Annotated in this window: 13 protein-coding genes; 6 read left to right on the top strand and 7 right to left on the bottom strand. The window is 64.9% G+C overall.

What is annotated here, in order from left to right; translation table 11 throughout:
* Positions 1-67: 67 nt before the first annotated feature.
* On the bottom strand, positions 68-664 hold the full coding sequence (locus AC1DS6_RS04850) for a c-type cytochrome (protein WP_477102189.1): 597 nt from the start codon (positions 662-664) through the stop codon (positions 68-70).
* Positions 651-1,931 carry a sulfite dehydrogenase gene (gene soxC / locus AC1DS6_RS04855; RefSeq protein WP_477102190.1) on the bottom strand — a complete coding sequence of 427 codons (1,281 nt, stop codon included), beginning with the start codon at positions 1,929-1,931 and terminating at the stop codon, positions 651-653. Before soxC ends, AC1DS6_RS04850 begins: the two co-directional genes overlap by 14 nt.
* A gap of 235 nt (positions 1,932-2,166) precedes the next feature.
* Here soxC and AC1DS6_RS04860 point away from each other — a divergent pair, with 235 nt between their 5' ends.
* The 5 genes from AC1DS6_RS04860 to AC1DS6_RS04880 all read left to right on the top strand — a co-directional run bounded on the left by AC1DS6_RS04860 (position 2,167) and on the right by AC1DS6_RS04880 (position 6,864).
* The gene (locus AC1DS6_RS04860) at positions 2,167-3,264 is read left to right on the top strand and encodes an ABC transporter substrate-binding protein (RefSeq protein WP_477102191.1); all 1,098 of its coding nucleotides are present in this window, start codon (positions 2,167-2,169) and stop codon (positions 3,262-3,264) included.
* 4 nt (positions 3,265-3,268) lie between these two features.
* Positions 3,269-4,123 (top strand): ABC transporter permease, encoded by an 855-nt coding sequence (locus AC1DS6_RS04865; RefSeq protein WP_477102192.1) that lies wholly within the window; start codon positions 3,269-3,271, stop codon positions 4,121-4,123.
* A 24-nt stretch (positions 4,124-4,147) separates the two neighbouring features.
* Positions 4,148-4,969, top strand: coding sequence for an ABC transporter permease (locus AC1DS6_RS04870; RefSeq protein ID WP_441629361.1), 822 nt, complete (start codon positions 4,148-4,150; stop codon positions 4,967-4,969).
* A gap of 40 nt (positions 4,970-5,009) precedes the next feature.
* Positions 5,010-5,852, top strand: a complete 843-nt coding sequence (locus tag AC1DS6_RS04875) for an ABC transporter ATP-binding protein (protein WP_477102193.1) — start codon at positions 5,010-5,012, stop codon at positions 5,850-5,852.
* A 61-nt stretch (positions 5,853-5,913) separates the two neighbouring features.
* Positions 5,914-6,864 carry a TauD/TfdA dioxygenase family protein gene (locus AC1DS6_RS04880; RefSeq protein ID WP_477102194.1) on the top strand — a complete coding sequence of 317 codons (951 nt, stop codon included), beginning with the start codon at positions 5,914-5,916 and terminating at the stop codon, positions 6,862-6,864.
* Between the two features lie 55 nt (positions 6,865-6,919).
* Here the strand turns inward: AC1DS6_RS04880 and AC1DS6_RS04885 are convergent, their stop codons facing one another.
* From AC1DS6_RS04885 to cyoA, 5 genes are all read right to left on the bottom strand, one after another.
* Positions 6,920-8,032, bottom strand: a complete 1,113-nt coding sequence (locus AC1DS6_RS04885) for a substrate-binding protein (RefSeq protein WP_441629364.1) — start codon at positions 8,030-8,032, stop codon at positions 6,920-6,922.
* A gap of 182 nt (positions 8,033-8,214) precedes the next feature.
* Entirely contained in the window at positions 8,215-8,580 is a 366-nt protein-coding gene (locus AC1DS6_RS04890) for a cytochrome o ubiquinol oxidase subunit IV (protein WP_477102195.1), read from the bottom strand.
* On the bottom strand, positions 8,580-9,218 hold the full coding sequence (cyoC, locus tag AC1DS6_RS04895; RefSeq protein WP_035866678.1) for a cytochrome o ubiquinol oxidase subunit III: 639 nt from the start codon (positions 9,216-9,218) through the stop codon (positions 8,580-8,582). The genes AC1DS6_RS04890 and cyoC overlap by 1 nt, the downstream gene beginning before the upstream one ends.
* 8 nt (positions 9,219-9,226) lie before the next feature.
* Positions 9,227-11,203, bottom strand: coding sequence for a cytochrome o ubiquinol oxidase subunit I (gene cyoB, locus AC1DS6_RS04900; protein WP_441629365.1), 1,977 nt, complete (start codon positions 11,201-11,203; stop codon positions 9,227-9,229).
* 8 nt (positions 11,204-11,211) lie between these two features.
* Complete coding sequence (gene cyoA / locus AC1DS6_RS04905; RefSeq protein ID WP_276288204.1) at positions 11,212-12,177, bottom strand: ubiquinol oxidase subunit II; 966 nt, start codon at positions 12,175-12,177, stop codon at positions 11,212-11,214.
* 637 nt (positions 12,178-12,814) lie between these two features.
* Between cyoA and AC1DS6_RS04910 the strand changes: the two genes are divergently transcribed.
* Positions 12,815-13,783 carry an aliphatic sulfonate ABC transporter substrate-binding protein gene (locus tag AC1DS6_RS04910; protein WP_441629366.1) on the top strand — a complete coding sequence of 323 codons (969 nt, stop codon included), beginning with the start codon at positions 12,815-12,817 and terminating at the stop codon, positions 13,781-13,783.
* Positions 13,784-13,892 lie beyond the last annotated feature (109 nt).

Raw genomic sequence — 13,892 nt, forward strand, 5'->3', positions numbered from 1 at the left:
CAGCGGTCAACGAATGAAATCGCTGCCGCTTATCCGTTTAACGCATATCCATGTCTTTACATTGGACTCAGGGTCGCGCCGCACAGGCGTTGCGGCAGGGCACGTTGGCGGTATCGGGCCGGCCGTCGGCAACGAAGCCATCGCGGTTCGGCATCCGCACCTGCGGTAGGGTCCGCGCATCGAGCACAGCCTCCGCGGGCACAATGCCGTTCAGATGCAGCAGGTAGGCCGTGACCGCATAAACCTCGTCCGCTTTCAGGCTTTGCGGCGCGTTGTAAGGCATCGCGCGATTGATGAAATCGAACACCGTGGTCGCATACGGCCAGAAACTGCCGATGGTCTTCAGCGGCGGCTTGCCATTCGCGTGCGCGCTCTTCAGACTCCCTTGCCCGCCCACCAGCGCATCGGCCGGTTTGCCTTCGCCCTTGATGCCGTGGCACGCGGCGCATAAGTTTTCGTAGACCTGCTTGCCGCGCGCCACGCTGCCACTGCCCGGCGGCAGGCCGGCGCCATCGGGCGTGACGTCGATATTCCATGCGGCGAGATCGCGCTCGCTGGCCAGCAGGCCCAGGCCATAGGTCTGCGCCTGTGCCCGCGGGCACACCGCGACCATCGCCAGCAGGACAGCACCAAGGGATCTACGGAGAGTGTCAGGCGCGCGCATTGGCAATCCTCCCGTCGGCGCCCACGCGCCATGCCTGGATGGCGTTGTAGTGATAAGTGGACTCGTAGCCGCGCGCGGCCACCAGTTGATCCGGCAAGGGCTGCACATTGCCGGCCTCGTCGATGGCGCGGCTTTGCAGCACCGCGGGGCCGCCATCCCAGCGCCACGACAGCCGGAAGCGCGTGAGCGCACGGTCGAGCACGGGATCCTGCAGCTTTGCCTCGCGCCAGCTGCGGCCGCCGTCCACGGATACGTCCACGCGCCGGATGCGGCCATGGCCGGACCACGCGAGCCCGGAGATTTCATGGAAGCCCCTGTCGCGCAGCACGTGATCCGGCGCGGGAAACGTGATCACCGATTTCACGTCCATCAGGAAGGTGAACTGGCGCGCGCTACCGTCGGGCAGCGAGTCGGTGTACTTCGCGGTTTCCTCGCGCGTCATGAACGGCTCGCGCCCGAGCTTGAGGCGGCGCAGCCACTTGATGCTCATATTGCCTTCAAAGCCCGGCAGGAACAGCCGCAGCGGATAGCCGTGCTCGGGCCGCAGCATCTCGCCGTTCTGCGCGTAGACGAGCAGCGCATCCTCCAGCGCCTTGGCCATCGGCACGCTGCGCGTCATCGCCGCGGAATCGGCTCCCTCCGCCAGCACCCAGGCCGCTTCCGGCTGCACGCCCACCTCTTCCAGCACGACGGAGAGCGGCACGCCGGTCCACTCGCAGCACGACAGCAAGCCGTGGCTGATCTGTACCGAAGTGGCGCTCGGCGCGCGCCATTCGCGCCCGGTATTGCCGGAGCATTCGAGAAAGTGAATGCGCGACACCGATGGCAGCCGCACCAGGTCGTCCATGGTGAAGATGCGCGGACGATCCACCAGCCCATGCACGGCCAGCCGGTGCAGGGCAGGATCGATCAGCGGGATGCCGGCGTGGTGGCGCTCGAATACCAGGCCCGTGGGCGTGATGATGCCGTGCAGGTCTTGCAGCGGCGTCATCGATGAGTTGGCGCCGGGCATCGGCGCGGCGCCCCGGTTGCGCCGGATCACGTTCTTCTCGAACTCAGCGGGCTGGCCGTAGGCGCGCCACAGCACCGGCTCGCCGGGCGCGCGCGTCCACGGCGGCACCGTCAGCGCTTCGGCACGCGCCGTGGCTGGCGCAGCCGCCGCGAGGGCACCGGCGCCAAGCGCCACGCCGCCCAGTCCTGCACCCTGGCGCAGGAAACGGCGCCGGCCGGATTGCGGCTGCGCGTTCTTCTCGTTCTTGTTCGTCATGGGCTCGCCAAGGTCACGGTTCGAAAATGGCGCACTCTATGCCACCCCGCTGCTTCGCGGAACGAAGGAAAACGCATGCCCTTATGCGTGGCCGCGCAAACATTGCCACCTGCGGCGCATATGCGCGCAGCCCATAACCAAAGCCAAAAACATTCCTTCTGCCGCGCCGGCAGCACCGCGTATCTTGAGAGCCGTCGATTCACTCTTCACCGCTTTGCACAGGGATACAGCCAAGATGGCAATCACGCGACGAACCCTTCTCAAACGCCTTGCCGTATCCAGCCTGGGTGCCGCCGCTTCCGCCAGCCCGCTGAGCGCATTCAGCGCCAGCGGCGCCGCCAGGCCCGACGTGATCCGCATTGGCGTGGCGCAGCCGGCCACCGGCACGCCGCCGAGCTTCGCGGGTAGTTCGATGGCCATCGCCCATGCGCGCGGATGGCTGGAGGAAGCGTTCAAGCCCTCGGGCACGCGTATCGAATGGTTCTTCTTCAAAGGCGCGGGCCCGGCGGTGAACGAGGCCATCAGCACCAACCAGCTCGACTTCGCCATGCAGGGCGACCTGCCCGCCATCGTGGCGCGCGCCGCCGGCCTCAAGACGCGGCTGGTGCTGGCCACGGGCGTGCGCACCAATATCTATATCGGCGTGCCGCCCGACTCCCCGCTCAAGACGGTGTCGGACCTGCGCGGCAAGCGCGTGTCGCTGTTCAAGGGCACCAATATGCATCTGCCGGCATTGCGCCTGCTTGAGGCCAATGGCCTCGCCGAAAAAGACCTGCGGCTGCTGAACCTGGACACCGCCGGCTACCTGGCCGCGCTGACAACACGCGATATCGACGGCGCCATCGGCGCCATGGACATCCTGCGCCTGCGCGACAAGGGCGCGGTGCGCATCCTTTACTCCAGCAAGAGCCAGTCGCCGATCTACACGCGCCAGAGCCATGTGCTGGTGACCGACGCCTTCGCCAGCAAGTATCCGGAAGCCACCCAGCAACTCGTCAAGGCGGCGGTGCAGGCCGCGCGCTGGGCCTCCGACGAGAAGAACCGCGAAGACGTGCTGCGCACCTGGGCGCGCGCCGGCACGCCTTACGAGCACTGGAAGGAGGACTATGAAGGCGAACCGCTGCGCGTGCGGCTGAACCCGAACTTCGACCCCTTCCTGGTCAGCCGCTACAAGGACGCCACCGAGCAGGCCTACCGCCTGCGCCTGTCGCGCGCCAGGTTCGATGTCGACCAGTGGATCGATACGAGCTTCCTCAAGAACGCGCTGAACGACCTGAGCCTGCAGAGCTACTGGCCGGTCTACCAGCCGAACGGCAAGATTCTCGGAGCCTGACGCGATGGCCGCCGACGATTCCCTTGCGCTGCCCCGGCCTGTTTCAGCCGGGCCAGCGCCCGAGCACGGCGGCAAGGCGCACCGCCACTGGCGCCCCGGCCTGCATCACGCCGCCTGGCTGCTGGCCTGGCCGGTGCCGCTGGCGCTGCTGCTGGCCTGGTACGTGGCGGCACGCTTCGCATGGATCCCGCCGCAGGTCCTGCCCGCGCCCGACGCGGTCTGGCACACGCTCGCCGAGCTGTACCAGAGCGGCGAGCTGCAGGCCAACCTGGCCGTCAGCGCGCTGCGGGTGGCGGGCGGCTTTGCCCTGGGCCTGGCCGGCGGGCTGGCGCTGGGCGTGGCGATGGGCCTGTCGCCCGGCTTCCGCGATTACGTCTATCCCACCTTCAAGGCCTTCAGCCAGGTGCCCGTGCTGGGCTGGCTGCCGCTGCTGATGCTGCTGGTAGGCATCGACGAAGCGCTCAAGATCATCCTGATCGCCAAGGCCTCGCTGGTGCCGATCGCGCTCAATACGTACAAGGGCATCCAGAACGTGCCCACGCGCTATATCGAAGTGGCGCGGGTGCTGAAGTTCACGCGCTGGCAACTGCTGTCGCGGGTGGTGTTTCCCGCCGCGGCCGCGCCGGTCTGGAATGGCATCCGCTATGGGCTGACGCACGCCTGGCTGGCGCTGGTGGTGGTGGAGCTGCTCGCATCATCCGAAGGGCTCGGCTACATGATCGTTTATGGCAGGCAACTGTTCCAGCTCGATATGGTGATCGCCGCGGTGATCGTGGTGGGCGCGGTCGGGTTCGCGCTGGACAAGGTGCTGGCGCTGGCCGAGCGCGCGGTGCTGCGCTGGCGCAAGCCGGGCCTTTGATCGCTGCAATACAAGGAGGCCAGGATGGCCAATGCAATCACGACGCCAACCACCCGATCCGCCAGCGCACGTGCCGTGCGCATGCCTCGCGCGCTGCGCGGCTGGGTCCTGCCGGTCGCGCTGATCGTCCTCTGGTGGGCCGCGGTGCGTTTCGGCTGGAGCACCTCGCCGCTGCTGGTGCCGGTTTCCAAGGTCTGGGACACGGCGGTGCAGCAGGTGCGCAGCGGCGCCCTCTTCGTGGCGCTCTCCGCCAGCCTGTGGCGCGACCTGGCGGGCTTCGCGCTCGGCGCCAGCGTGGGCCTGGTGTTCGGCACCGCGCTGGGGCTGTCGCGGCTGTTCGAGCAATTGTTCGGCCCGACCTTCCACACCATCAAGCAGATCTCGCTGTTTGCGTGGATTCCGCTGATCTCGGTGTGGTTCGGCCTGGGCGACACCGCCAAGGTGGTGTTCCTGTCGCTGGCGGCGTTCTTCCCCGTGGTGCTCAATACCTTCGAAGGCATCCGCGGCGTGCCCGCGGACCTGCTGGAAGTGGCCCGCGTGCTGAAGTACTCGCGCTGGCAGGTGCTGCTGCGCGTGGTGCTGCCGTCGGCCTCGCCGTCGATCTTTGCCGGCATCCACCTGGCCCTGATCTACGCATGGCTGGCCACGCTCGGCGCCGAGTACATGCTGGTCTCCGGCAAAGGCATCGGCAATACCATGACCGATGGCCGCGAGAATTTCTGGATGGACCTGGTGATCTTCGGCGTGATCGTGGTCGGGCTGGTCGGCTTCACGCTGAACTGGATCGCCAGCCGTATCGAAAGCCGCCTGCTGGCATGGCGCGGCCGCTCCGTCGCCGCGTTCTGAATCGCCGGCTCTCCCAACAACTCACTGGAGAAACCCGCTCATGGCCCATGCCGGCACGCTCAGCATCGAGCACCTGCGCAAGCAATATGAAGTCAAGGGCGAGCCCTTGCCCGTACTGGAAGACATCACCCTCTCGATCGCGCCCGGCGAGTTCGTCAGCATCGTCGGCGCCAGCGGCTGCGGCAAATCCACGCTGCTGCGGCTGGTGGTGGGGCTGGAGGAGGACTACAAAGGCGAGATCCTGCTCGACGGCAAGCGCGTGGCCGGCACCAGCCTGGACCGCGGCATCGTGTTCCAGGAGCACCGGCTGTTTCCCTGGCTGACGGTGGAGCAGAACATCCGCATGGCGCTGCTCAACGCCGACCTGACCGAGGCCGGGAAACGCCGCACCGTGCGCGAGCATATCGGGCTGGTCGGGCTGGCCGGCTTCGAGACCGCGTTTCCGCACCAGCTCTCCGGCGGCATGTCGCAGCGCGTGGCCATCGCCCGCGCGCTGGTCACGCGCCCGGAGATCCTGCTGCTGGACGAACCCTTCGGCGCGCTCGATGCGCTGACCCGCGCCTACCTGCAACAGGAGCTGCACCGCATCTGGCAGGCCGAGGGCATCACCATGATCCTGGTCACGCACGATGTGGAGGAAGCCATCTACCTGGGCGACCGCGTGGTGGTGATGGAGCCGCGCCCCGGCCGCATCCGCCGCATCCTGCCGGTGCCGATGGCGCATCCGCGCGACCGCGCGGCGCTGTCCTTCGCGCGGGTCAAGGACGATGTGCTGCAGGAATTCACCGGGCGCCCGGCCGACCTGGCCGAAGCGCCCATCCGGCGCCTGCCGGATCCCGACGCCGGCGGCGGGTTGCCGCCGCATATCCGGTTCGCGATCTGAATCGCACCCTATATTGCTCCCCTGATCGCGCCCTTTATTGCCACCCACAGGAGAATCCCAGATGACCCAGCAGCAAACCGCAGCCCAAGTCACGCTAGACATCCACCCGGTAGCGGGGCGCATCGGCGCCGAGATCCGCGGGCTAAAGCTGGCGCCGGACCTCGATGCCTCCACCTTCGGCGCCGTGCGCGCCGCGCTGTTGCGCCACAAGGTGCTGTTTTTCCGCGGCCAGGACCACCTCGACGATGCCGCGCAGGAAGGCTTCGCCAGCCTGTTCGGCACACCGGTGCCCCACCCTACCGTGCCCTCGCGCGACGGCACGCGGTTCCTGCTCGAACTCGATTCCGGGCACGGCGGCCGTGCCAACTCCTGGCATACCGATGTGACATTCGACCTGGCCTACCCGCAGGTCTCCGTGCTGCGTGGCGTGGTCATTCCGGAGGCCGGCGGCGACACCGTGTGGGCCAATACGGCGACGGCCTACCTGGATCTGCCGGAGGCATTGCGCGAACTGGCCGACCGGCTCTGGGCGCTCCACACCAACGACTACGATTACGCGGCCACCCGCAATACGGCCAGCACCGAGGCCATCAAGCGCTATCGCGAAGTGTTCACTTCCGCCATCTACGAAACCGAGCACCCGGTGGTGCGCGTGCATCCGGAGACCGGCGAGCGCACGCTGGTGCTGGGGCATTTCGTCAGGAAGCTGCTGGGCTACTCGTCGTCCGATTCGCAGCATCTGGTTTCCGTGCTGCAGGATCACGTGCATCGCCTGGAAAACACCGTGCGCTGGCGCTGGCGCGCGAACGACGTGGCGATCTGGGATAACCGCGCGACGCAGCACTATGCGATCAACGACTACGGCGACGCGCACCGCGTAGTGCGCCGCGTGACCATAGCGGGCGATGTACCGGTCAGCGTGGATGGGAGGCGGAGCGTGGCGGTGAAGTCGGGGGCGCCCAGGCACGGCGAGCCGGCTAATCACGCTGCCCCGGCAAGCGCGGCGGCCTAAGGCAACGGCATGCGGGTCCGCGCCGGGCGGTTCGCGCCCGGCCACTTTGCATTGCCTAGCTGATGCCTTGCATGCACTCCTTCGGATCGACAACCCCCAGGCTTTTGACAATCCTGAAGCTGCCGTTGCTTGCCTGTGCAATGTACATGTTCATGCGAACGTGATGCTGACCGGGCACCATTTCAGCCGGACCACCGGGCCCTTCAGCAATCCTTGCGTGGTCTAGCGCCTTGATGACATCCTCCTGCTTTAGCGAGCCCGCCTCCTTGACCGCAGCCTCCCAGAGCCTCAGGCCCCGGTACATGCCCGAACACGCGCTGCCGGCAGTGAACCTGGCAGTGCCCGGATAGCGCTTGTCGTACTGATCGATCAGTGTCTTGCTGAAGGCATCGCTGACGTTCTGGTAGTAGTCGAGGCAACTGTACAGGCCCTCCACATGCGCGGCCGGCACCAGGTTCAGGAAATTCTCGTCGAAATACGTGCAGACTATGTATCCGCCTCGCTGCGTGAAACCGGAGCGGTAGAGCTGCTCGAGGAACGGCGTGAGCCCGGGAGGGACGATGGTATTGAATACCACCTCTGCGCCAGTGGACGCGATCAGGTCGATTGTCTTGCCATAGTCGGCGTGATCGAGGGGAAAGTACTCCTCTCCGGCAATCGAGCCGCCGTGGGCCGTGACAACCTGACGGACCTTCTTGTTCATCGTGCGCGGCCAGATATAGTCCGCTGACGGCAGGTAGAATTTCCTCGCCCCCGTTTGCTGCATCAGCCAGGGTATGAGAGGCTCAACCTGCTGCGCTGGCACCGGGCCTGTGCAGAAGATCAGCGGGTCACATTCCTGTCCCTCGTATTGCTCCGGGTAAATGTAGAGCTTCTTGCCATTCACTACGGCAGGACCCTTGATCGCCTGCCGCGTGGAGCTGTAAATGCCACCGAAGAGCACATCGACCTGATCCTGCCGGATGAGCTTGGCAGCTTTGGCTTCCGCTACGCTGTCCGTGGTCGCGCTGTCCTCAAGGTACAGATCTATTTGCCGCCCCAGCAAGCCACCCGTTGCGTTGATGTCATCGATCACCATCCTGGCCACGTTTGCATTGGCGATTCCCGCGAACGAGAGCGGCCCCGTCTGGTCCGTGATGACGCCCACCTTGATGGATGATTCCTTCATGGCGCATCCCTCCTCTCAAGAATGCTGGCGGTAACGGCGCTCGCCAATTCTTGCTGCTGTCCTTCGCACTCAACCAGCATAGGTCAATTCAGGACCGTCCCGCCAGGATCGCGCCCATGCCGGGCGCAAAACGACAAAGGCGGCCCGGAGGCCGCCTTTGTCAGCGCTGATGCGTAGATCGCTCAGTGCACCATCATATTGCTGTTCATGTTGTGCATGATCCACAGCGAGCCCGCCACCACGATCAGCAGGATCAGCGCGGTGAAGGCCAGCGCCATCACGTTCCAGCGCTGCTCCGAGGAGCTGTCCAGATGCAGGAAGTAGACCAGGTGCACAACGATCTGCACCACGGCCAGGCCCAGGATCACGGCCAGCGTGGTGGAGGCTTCCAGCGTGCCGCCCATCACCAGCTTGAACGGGATGACGGTCAGGATCACCGCCAGCACGAAGCCGATCACATAGGACTTGACGCTGCCGTGGCTGGCGCCGGCGGACGTGGTGCGATGCGCGTCGTGCGCGCCGGCGGTAGAAACGTTGCTGTGTTCCATTACATCGCTCCCATCAGGTAGACCACGGTGAACACGCCGATCCAGACGATGTCCAGAAAGTGCCAGAACAGCGCGAAGCAGGCCAGGCGCTTGGTCATGGTGGCGGTCAGGCCCTTGCGGGATATCTGCCACATCAGCACGGCCATCCACAGCAGGCCGCTGGCCACGTGCAGGCCGTGGGTGCCCACCAGCGTGAAGAAGGAGGACAGGAACGCGCTGCGTTCCGGACCCGCGCCTTCGGCGATCATGTGATGGAACTCGTTGATTTCCATGCCGATGAACGCCACGCCCAGCAGGAAGGTCACGCCGAGCCAGAACTGCAGGCGGGCGCGCTGGCCGTTGTGCAGCGCGATCATCGCCATGCCGGAGGTCAGGCTGCTGAACAACAGCAGGAAGGTCTCGACCAGGACGTAGTTCAGTTCGAACAGTTCCTTGCCCGAGGGGCCGCCCGCCACTTCGCCGCGCAGCACCGCGAAAGCGGCGAACAGTCCGGCGAAGATGATGCAGTCGCTCATCAGGTACACCCAGAAACCGAACACCGTGTTGGCACTGGTGTCGTGATGGGCGTGGTCGTGCGAGTGGGCATGCGCCGCGTCGGCGGCATGCGCGGGATAACGATGTAGAGCTTCAGTCGTCATGATTCGATTCAGGCCTGTGACGCGATGCGCTGGAAATGGCTCGACTCAACCGCCTCGACTTCACGTGCGGGCACGTAGTAGTCGATATGGTCGTCGTTGCTGCGGAAGATGAAGCTGACGATCATGCCCACCAGGCCAACCGCCGCCAGCCACCAGATATGCCAGGTCAGGGCGAAGCCGAGCGCCAGGCTGAAGGCACCGATGTAGAAGCCAGCGCCGGTGTTCTTCGGCATGTGGATCTGCTCGTAGTGCGCCTGCATCTGCGGCAGCTCGCCGCGTGCCTTCATGTCGGCGAAGGCGTCGAGGTCACGCACCACCGGGGTGTGCGCGAAGTTGTAGAACGGCGGCGGCGACGAAGTTGCCCACTCCAGGGTACGGCCACCCCAGGGATCGCCGGTGACGTCGCGCAGTTCGTTGCGGCGGCGCACGCTGACAACGATCTGCAGGACCTGGAACACGATGCCGAGGCCGACAAACAGCGCACCCACCACGGCCACGTACAGGTACGGGTTCCACGCCGGGTTGTCGGTATGGTTCAGACGGCGGGTCATGCCCATGAAGCCCAGCGCGTACAGCGGCATGAAGGCCAGGTAGAAGCCGATGATCCAGCACCAGAACGCGCACTTGCCCAGGCCTTCGTCAAGCTTGAAGCCGAACGCCTTGGGGAACCAGTAGGTAATGCCGGCCAGGTAGCCGAACAGCACGCCGCCGATGATCACGTTGTGGAAGTGGGCGATCAGGAACAGGCTGTTGTGCAGCACGAAGTCAGCCGCCGGCACTGCCATCAGCACGCCGGTCATGCCGCCGATCACGAAGGTGACCATGAAGCCCAGCGTCCACAGCACGGGCGTGGTCATCTGCACGCGGCCGCGGTACATGGTGAACAGCCAGTTGAAGATCTTCACCCCGGTCGGGATGGAGATGATCATCGTGGTGATGCCGAAGAACGCGTTGACGTTGGCGCCCGAACCCATCGTGAAGAAGTGGTGCAGCCAGACCAGGAACGACAGCACCATGATGGCGCTGGTCGCGTAGACCATGCCCTTGTAGCCGAACAGCTTCTTGCCCGAGAACGTCGAGATGATTTCCGAGAAGATGCCGAACGCCGGCAGGATCAGGATGTACACCTCGGGGTGGCCCCAGATCCAGATCAGGTTCACGTACATCATGGCGTTGCCGCCCATCTCATTGGTAAAGAAGTGCATACCGAGATAGCGGTCCAGGCCCAGCAGGCCCAGCGTGACGGTCAGCACCGGGAAAGCGGCGATGATCAGCACGTTGGTGCACAGGGCGGTCCAGGTGAACACCGGCATGCGCATCAGGGTCATGCCCGGCGCGCGCATCTTGAGGATGGTCACCAGGAAGTTGACGCCGGTCAGCAAGGTGCCGAGACCCGAGATCTGCAAGCTCCAGAGGTAGTAGTCCACCCCCACCCCGGGGCTGTACGCAATCCCGGACAGCGGCGGGTAGGCCAGCCAGCCGGTACGCGCGAACTCGCCAACGCCCAGGGAGACGTTGACCAGCATGGCGCCGGCCACGAACAGCCAGAAGCTCAGCGTGTTGAGGAACGGGAAAGCCACGTCGCGCGCGCCGATCTGCAGCGGCACCACCAGGTTCATCAGGCCCGTCATCAGCGGCATCGCCACGAAGAAGATCATGATCACGCCGTGGGCGGTGAAGATCTGGTCGTAGTGCTCGGGCGGCAAAATGCCGGTGGCGCCGTTGGTGGACAGGGCCAGCTGGGTACGCATCATGATGGCGTCGGCAAAGCCGCGCAGCAGCATGATCAGCGCAACCACGGTGTACATGATGCCGATCTTCTTATGGTCGACCGAGGTGAACCAGTCGTTCCACAACCACTTCCACTTGCCGAAATAGGTGATCAGCGCGCATAGCGCCACCCCACCCAATGCCACCATCGACAACGTGCCCATGATGATGGGCTCGTGGAACGGGATGGCATCCAAACTCAATTTGCCAAACATCTTAACTCCTAGGAATTCGAGCCCGGCGCCGGCGTAGCGGGCGCGGCCATGGACACCTGGCTCACGCCAAGGGTGTTGCGCGAGGTGCAGACAGGACCGAACGACGTGCCGTTACCGGCGATCGCGCCGCCTGCGCCGTCCATGTACTTGTGCAGGATGCCGTGGTACAGCTGCGGATCGACCTTGGCGTAGAGCGCCACGGGATTCGCCTCGCTGGGCTTGGCCAGTTCGCTGTAGTCGGCCAGGGTCAGCTGGTTCGACGAAGCGCGGACCTGCTTGACCCATTGTTCGAAGTCGTAGTTGGAGACCGCCTTGGCCTTGAACTTCATGCCGGAGAAGCCGCCGCCGCTGTAGTTGGCCGACATGCCGTCAAAGATGCCGTTCTCGTTGGCGATCAGGTGCAGCTTGGTCTCCATGCCCGCCATGGCGTACACCTGGCTGCCCAGTTGCGGGATGAAGAAGGAGTTCATGATCGAATCGGACGTGATCTTGAAGTTCACCGGCGTGTTGACCGGGAACGCGATCTCGTTGACCGTGGCGATACCCAGTTCCGGATAAATGAACAGCCACTTCCAGTTCATCGCCACGGCCTCGATGGTGACGGGCTTGACGTTGGATTCGATGGGCTTGTAAGGGTCCAGGTCGTGAGAGGACTTCCACGTGATGATGCCCAGCACCAGGATGATCAGGCAGGGAATCAGCCACACCACCACTTCGATACCGGTGGAGTGCGACCAGTCCGGCTCGTAGCGGGCCGACTTATTGCTGGCGCGGTACTTCCAGGCGAAGGTAAAGACCAGGACGATCACCGGAATCACGACCAGCAGCATCAGCCAGGTCGCGATCAGGATGATGTTTTTGACGTCGGCGCCAATCTGGCCCTTCGGATCTAGCACGGTCATGTTGCATCCGGCCAGCAGCAGGGCGGCGCAAGGCAGTAACCGCGTCCAACGCGGAAGTTTGGGTATCTTCATGTCACGACTGGTTGAGTTGGCCACGGCAGCGACGGCGCGGCGCGGTTTTGCTGCCGGATGCGGGAGCAAGCGGCAGGCTTAAGGCTGGGGGAAACTGGGTCAGATCCGGGTCAAGCGCCCTGTGTGCCAGGCGACGCACCGATCAGGGGCAGGCTGGCTTGGTCCTTGTGGGACGGATCATTGTGGGACTGCGGTGGTCCACACAGGAGGATGTCGGCACGGCGACGCCCGGTATGTTCGCCCGGCGGGCAAACAGGGTATTCAGGTGAGGGTCGCGGTACGTCTGACATCGTGGCGCGAAATCTACCGCATCGCAGCATTGAGGGTAAACCCGTGAGCTAGAACACACTGTTCAGCAAATCGGACAATGCAACTTCTCCGCCCATCCCACGTTCAACTCCGCACTAGTTCAGGATAATTTTGCCTGCGGCAAGGTGTCGCAGGGGTGCGCACCCTTGAAAGCAGCTGCACCAATCCAGGAAGGGGCGCCATCACACGCGGAGCGTGACATCGATCACATTCATGGGTATCACCCGGCGCCGTTCTATTCAAATGCAATAAGCTTCGTTCCCCTCCCCGCGCGATTTCGCAACCATAGGGCCGCAGACAAACCAAGACCCTTCCCGGAGAAATCGCAATGCATCCTTTCCGCCGCTGGCTGCCCTTCGCGGGCCGCGCCCTGGCTATCGCCGCGCTGTCCTGGTCCGCCGCCGGCCATGCCGCCGACCTGGCCGTGCGCGTGGGCTACCAGAAGGCCGGCCTGCTTGCCGTGCTAAAGGCCCAGGGCTCGCTGGAGAAAAAGCTCGCCCCGCTCGGCTTCAAGGTGGAGTGGAAGGAATTCCCCGCCGGCCCGCAACTGCTCGAAGCGCTCAACGCCGGCGGCATCGATTTTGGCTACACCGGCGCACCGCCGGCTGTCTTCGCCCAGGCCGCGCGCGCCAACTTCGTCTACGTCGGCGCCGAGCCCGGTGGCAAGACCAACGAGGCGCTGTTCGTGCCGGAGAAATCCTCCATCCGCTCCGTGGCCGATCTCAGGGGCAAGCGCATCGCCCTGCAGAAGGGCTCCAGCTCCAACTACCTGCTGGTGCAGTTGCTGAAGAAGCATGGCCTCAGCCTGCAAGACATCCAGCCCATCTACCTGCCGCCGGCCGATGCGCGCGCCGCCTTCGAGAGCGGCAACGTGGACGCGTGGGTGGTCTGGGACCCGTACTACGCGCTGGCGCAAAAGGCGCTGAAGGTGCGCACTATCGCCGACTACGAAGGCGTGCCCTCGCCCTTCAACTTCTATGAAGCCGCCAACGGCTTCGTCAAGGCGCAGCCGCAGATCGTCAACGCCATCCTGGAGCAACTGCGCACGACCGGGCTGTGGGTGGTGAAGAACCCCGGCGAGACCGCCGCCCTGCTGGCGCCCGCCGTGGGCCTGGACATACAGGTGGTCGAAGCCTGGCTCAAGCGCGTGCCGTACGGCGCCACGCCGGTAACGCCGGAGGTGGTCGCCGTCCAGCAGCAGGTGGCCGACCTGTTCCATGAGCAAAAACTGATCCCCACCGCCGTCAAGGTGAAGGACAACGTCTGGCAGGCAAGCTTCCCGCTGGCCAGCCACTGAGCGGATCCGCGGCGGCCCCGGCCACGGTCCGCCACGGTGACATGCGGGAGCCACGACTGCTACCATGCCTGCTCCTGAGCGCCATCATTCCAACAAGAAGACAACGACA

This window comes from Cupriavidus sp. 05L310 (genome assembly GCF_056398185.1).

What these genes read in the sequence shown, in the direction of transcription:
- AC1DS6_RS04850 (WP_477102189.1), bottom strand. Translation starts at nt 664, where the DNA reads ATGCGCGCGCCTGACACTCTCCGTAGATCCCTTGGTGCTGTCCTGCTG.
- soxC (WP_477102190.1), bottom strand. Translation starts at nt 1,931, where the DNA reads ATGACGAACAAGAACGAGAAGAACGCGCAGCCGCAATCCGGCCGGCGC.
- AC1DS6_RS04860 (WP_477102191.1), top strand. Translation starts at nt 2,167, where the DNA reads ATGGCAATCACGCGACGAACCCTTCTCAAACGCCTTGCCGTATCCAGC.
- AC1DS6_RS04865 (WP_477102192.1), top strand. Translation starts at nt 3,269, where the DNA reads ATGGCCGCCGACGATTCCCTTGCGCTGCCCCGGCCTGTTTCAGCCGGG.
- AC1DS6_RS04870 (WP_441629361.1), top strand. Translation starts at nt 4,148, where the DNA reads ATGGCCAATGCAATCACGACGCCAACCACCCGATCCGCCAGCGCACGT.
- AC1DS6_RS04875 (WP_477102193.1), top strand. Translation starts at nt 5,010, where the DNA reads ATGGCCCATGCCGGCACGCTCAGCATCGAGCACCTGCGCAAGCAATAT.
- AC1DS6_RS04880 (WP_477102194.1), top strand. Translation starts at nt 5,914, where the DNA reads ATGACCCAGCAGCAAACCGCAGCCCAAGTCACGCTAGACATCCACCCG.
- AC1DS6_RS04885 (WP_441629364.1), bottom strand. Translation starts at nt 8,032, where the DNA reads ATGAAGGAATCATCCATCAAGGTGGGCGTCATCACGGACCAGACGGGG.
- AC1DS6_RS04890 (WP_477102195.1), bottom strand. Translation starts at nt 8,580, where the DNA reads ATGGAACACAGCAACGTTTCTACCGCCGGCGCGCACGACGCGCATCGC.
- cyoC (WP_035866678.1), bottom strand. Translation starts at nt 9,218, where the DNA reads ATGACGACTGAAGCTCTACATCGTTATCCCGCGCATGCCGCCGACGCG.
- cyoB (WP_441629365.1), bottom strand. Translation starts at nt 11,203, where the DNA reads ATGTTTGGCAAATTGAGTTTGGATGCCATCCCGTTCCACGAGCCCATC.
- cyoA (WP_276288204.1), bottom strand. Translation starts at nt 12,177, where the DNA reads ATGAAGATACCCAAACTTCCGCGTTGGACGCGGTTACTGCCTTGCGCC.
- AC1DS6_RS04910 (WP_441629366.1), top strand. Translation starts at nt 12,815, where the DNA reads ATGCATCCTTTCCGCCGCTGGCTGCCCTTCGCGGGCCGCGCCCTGGCT.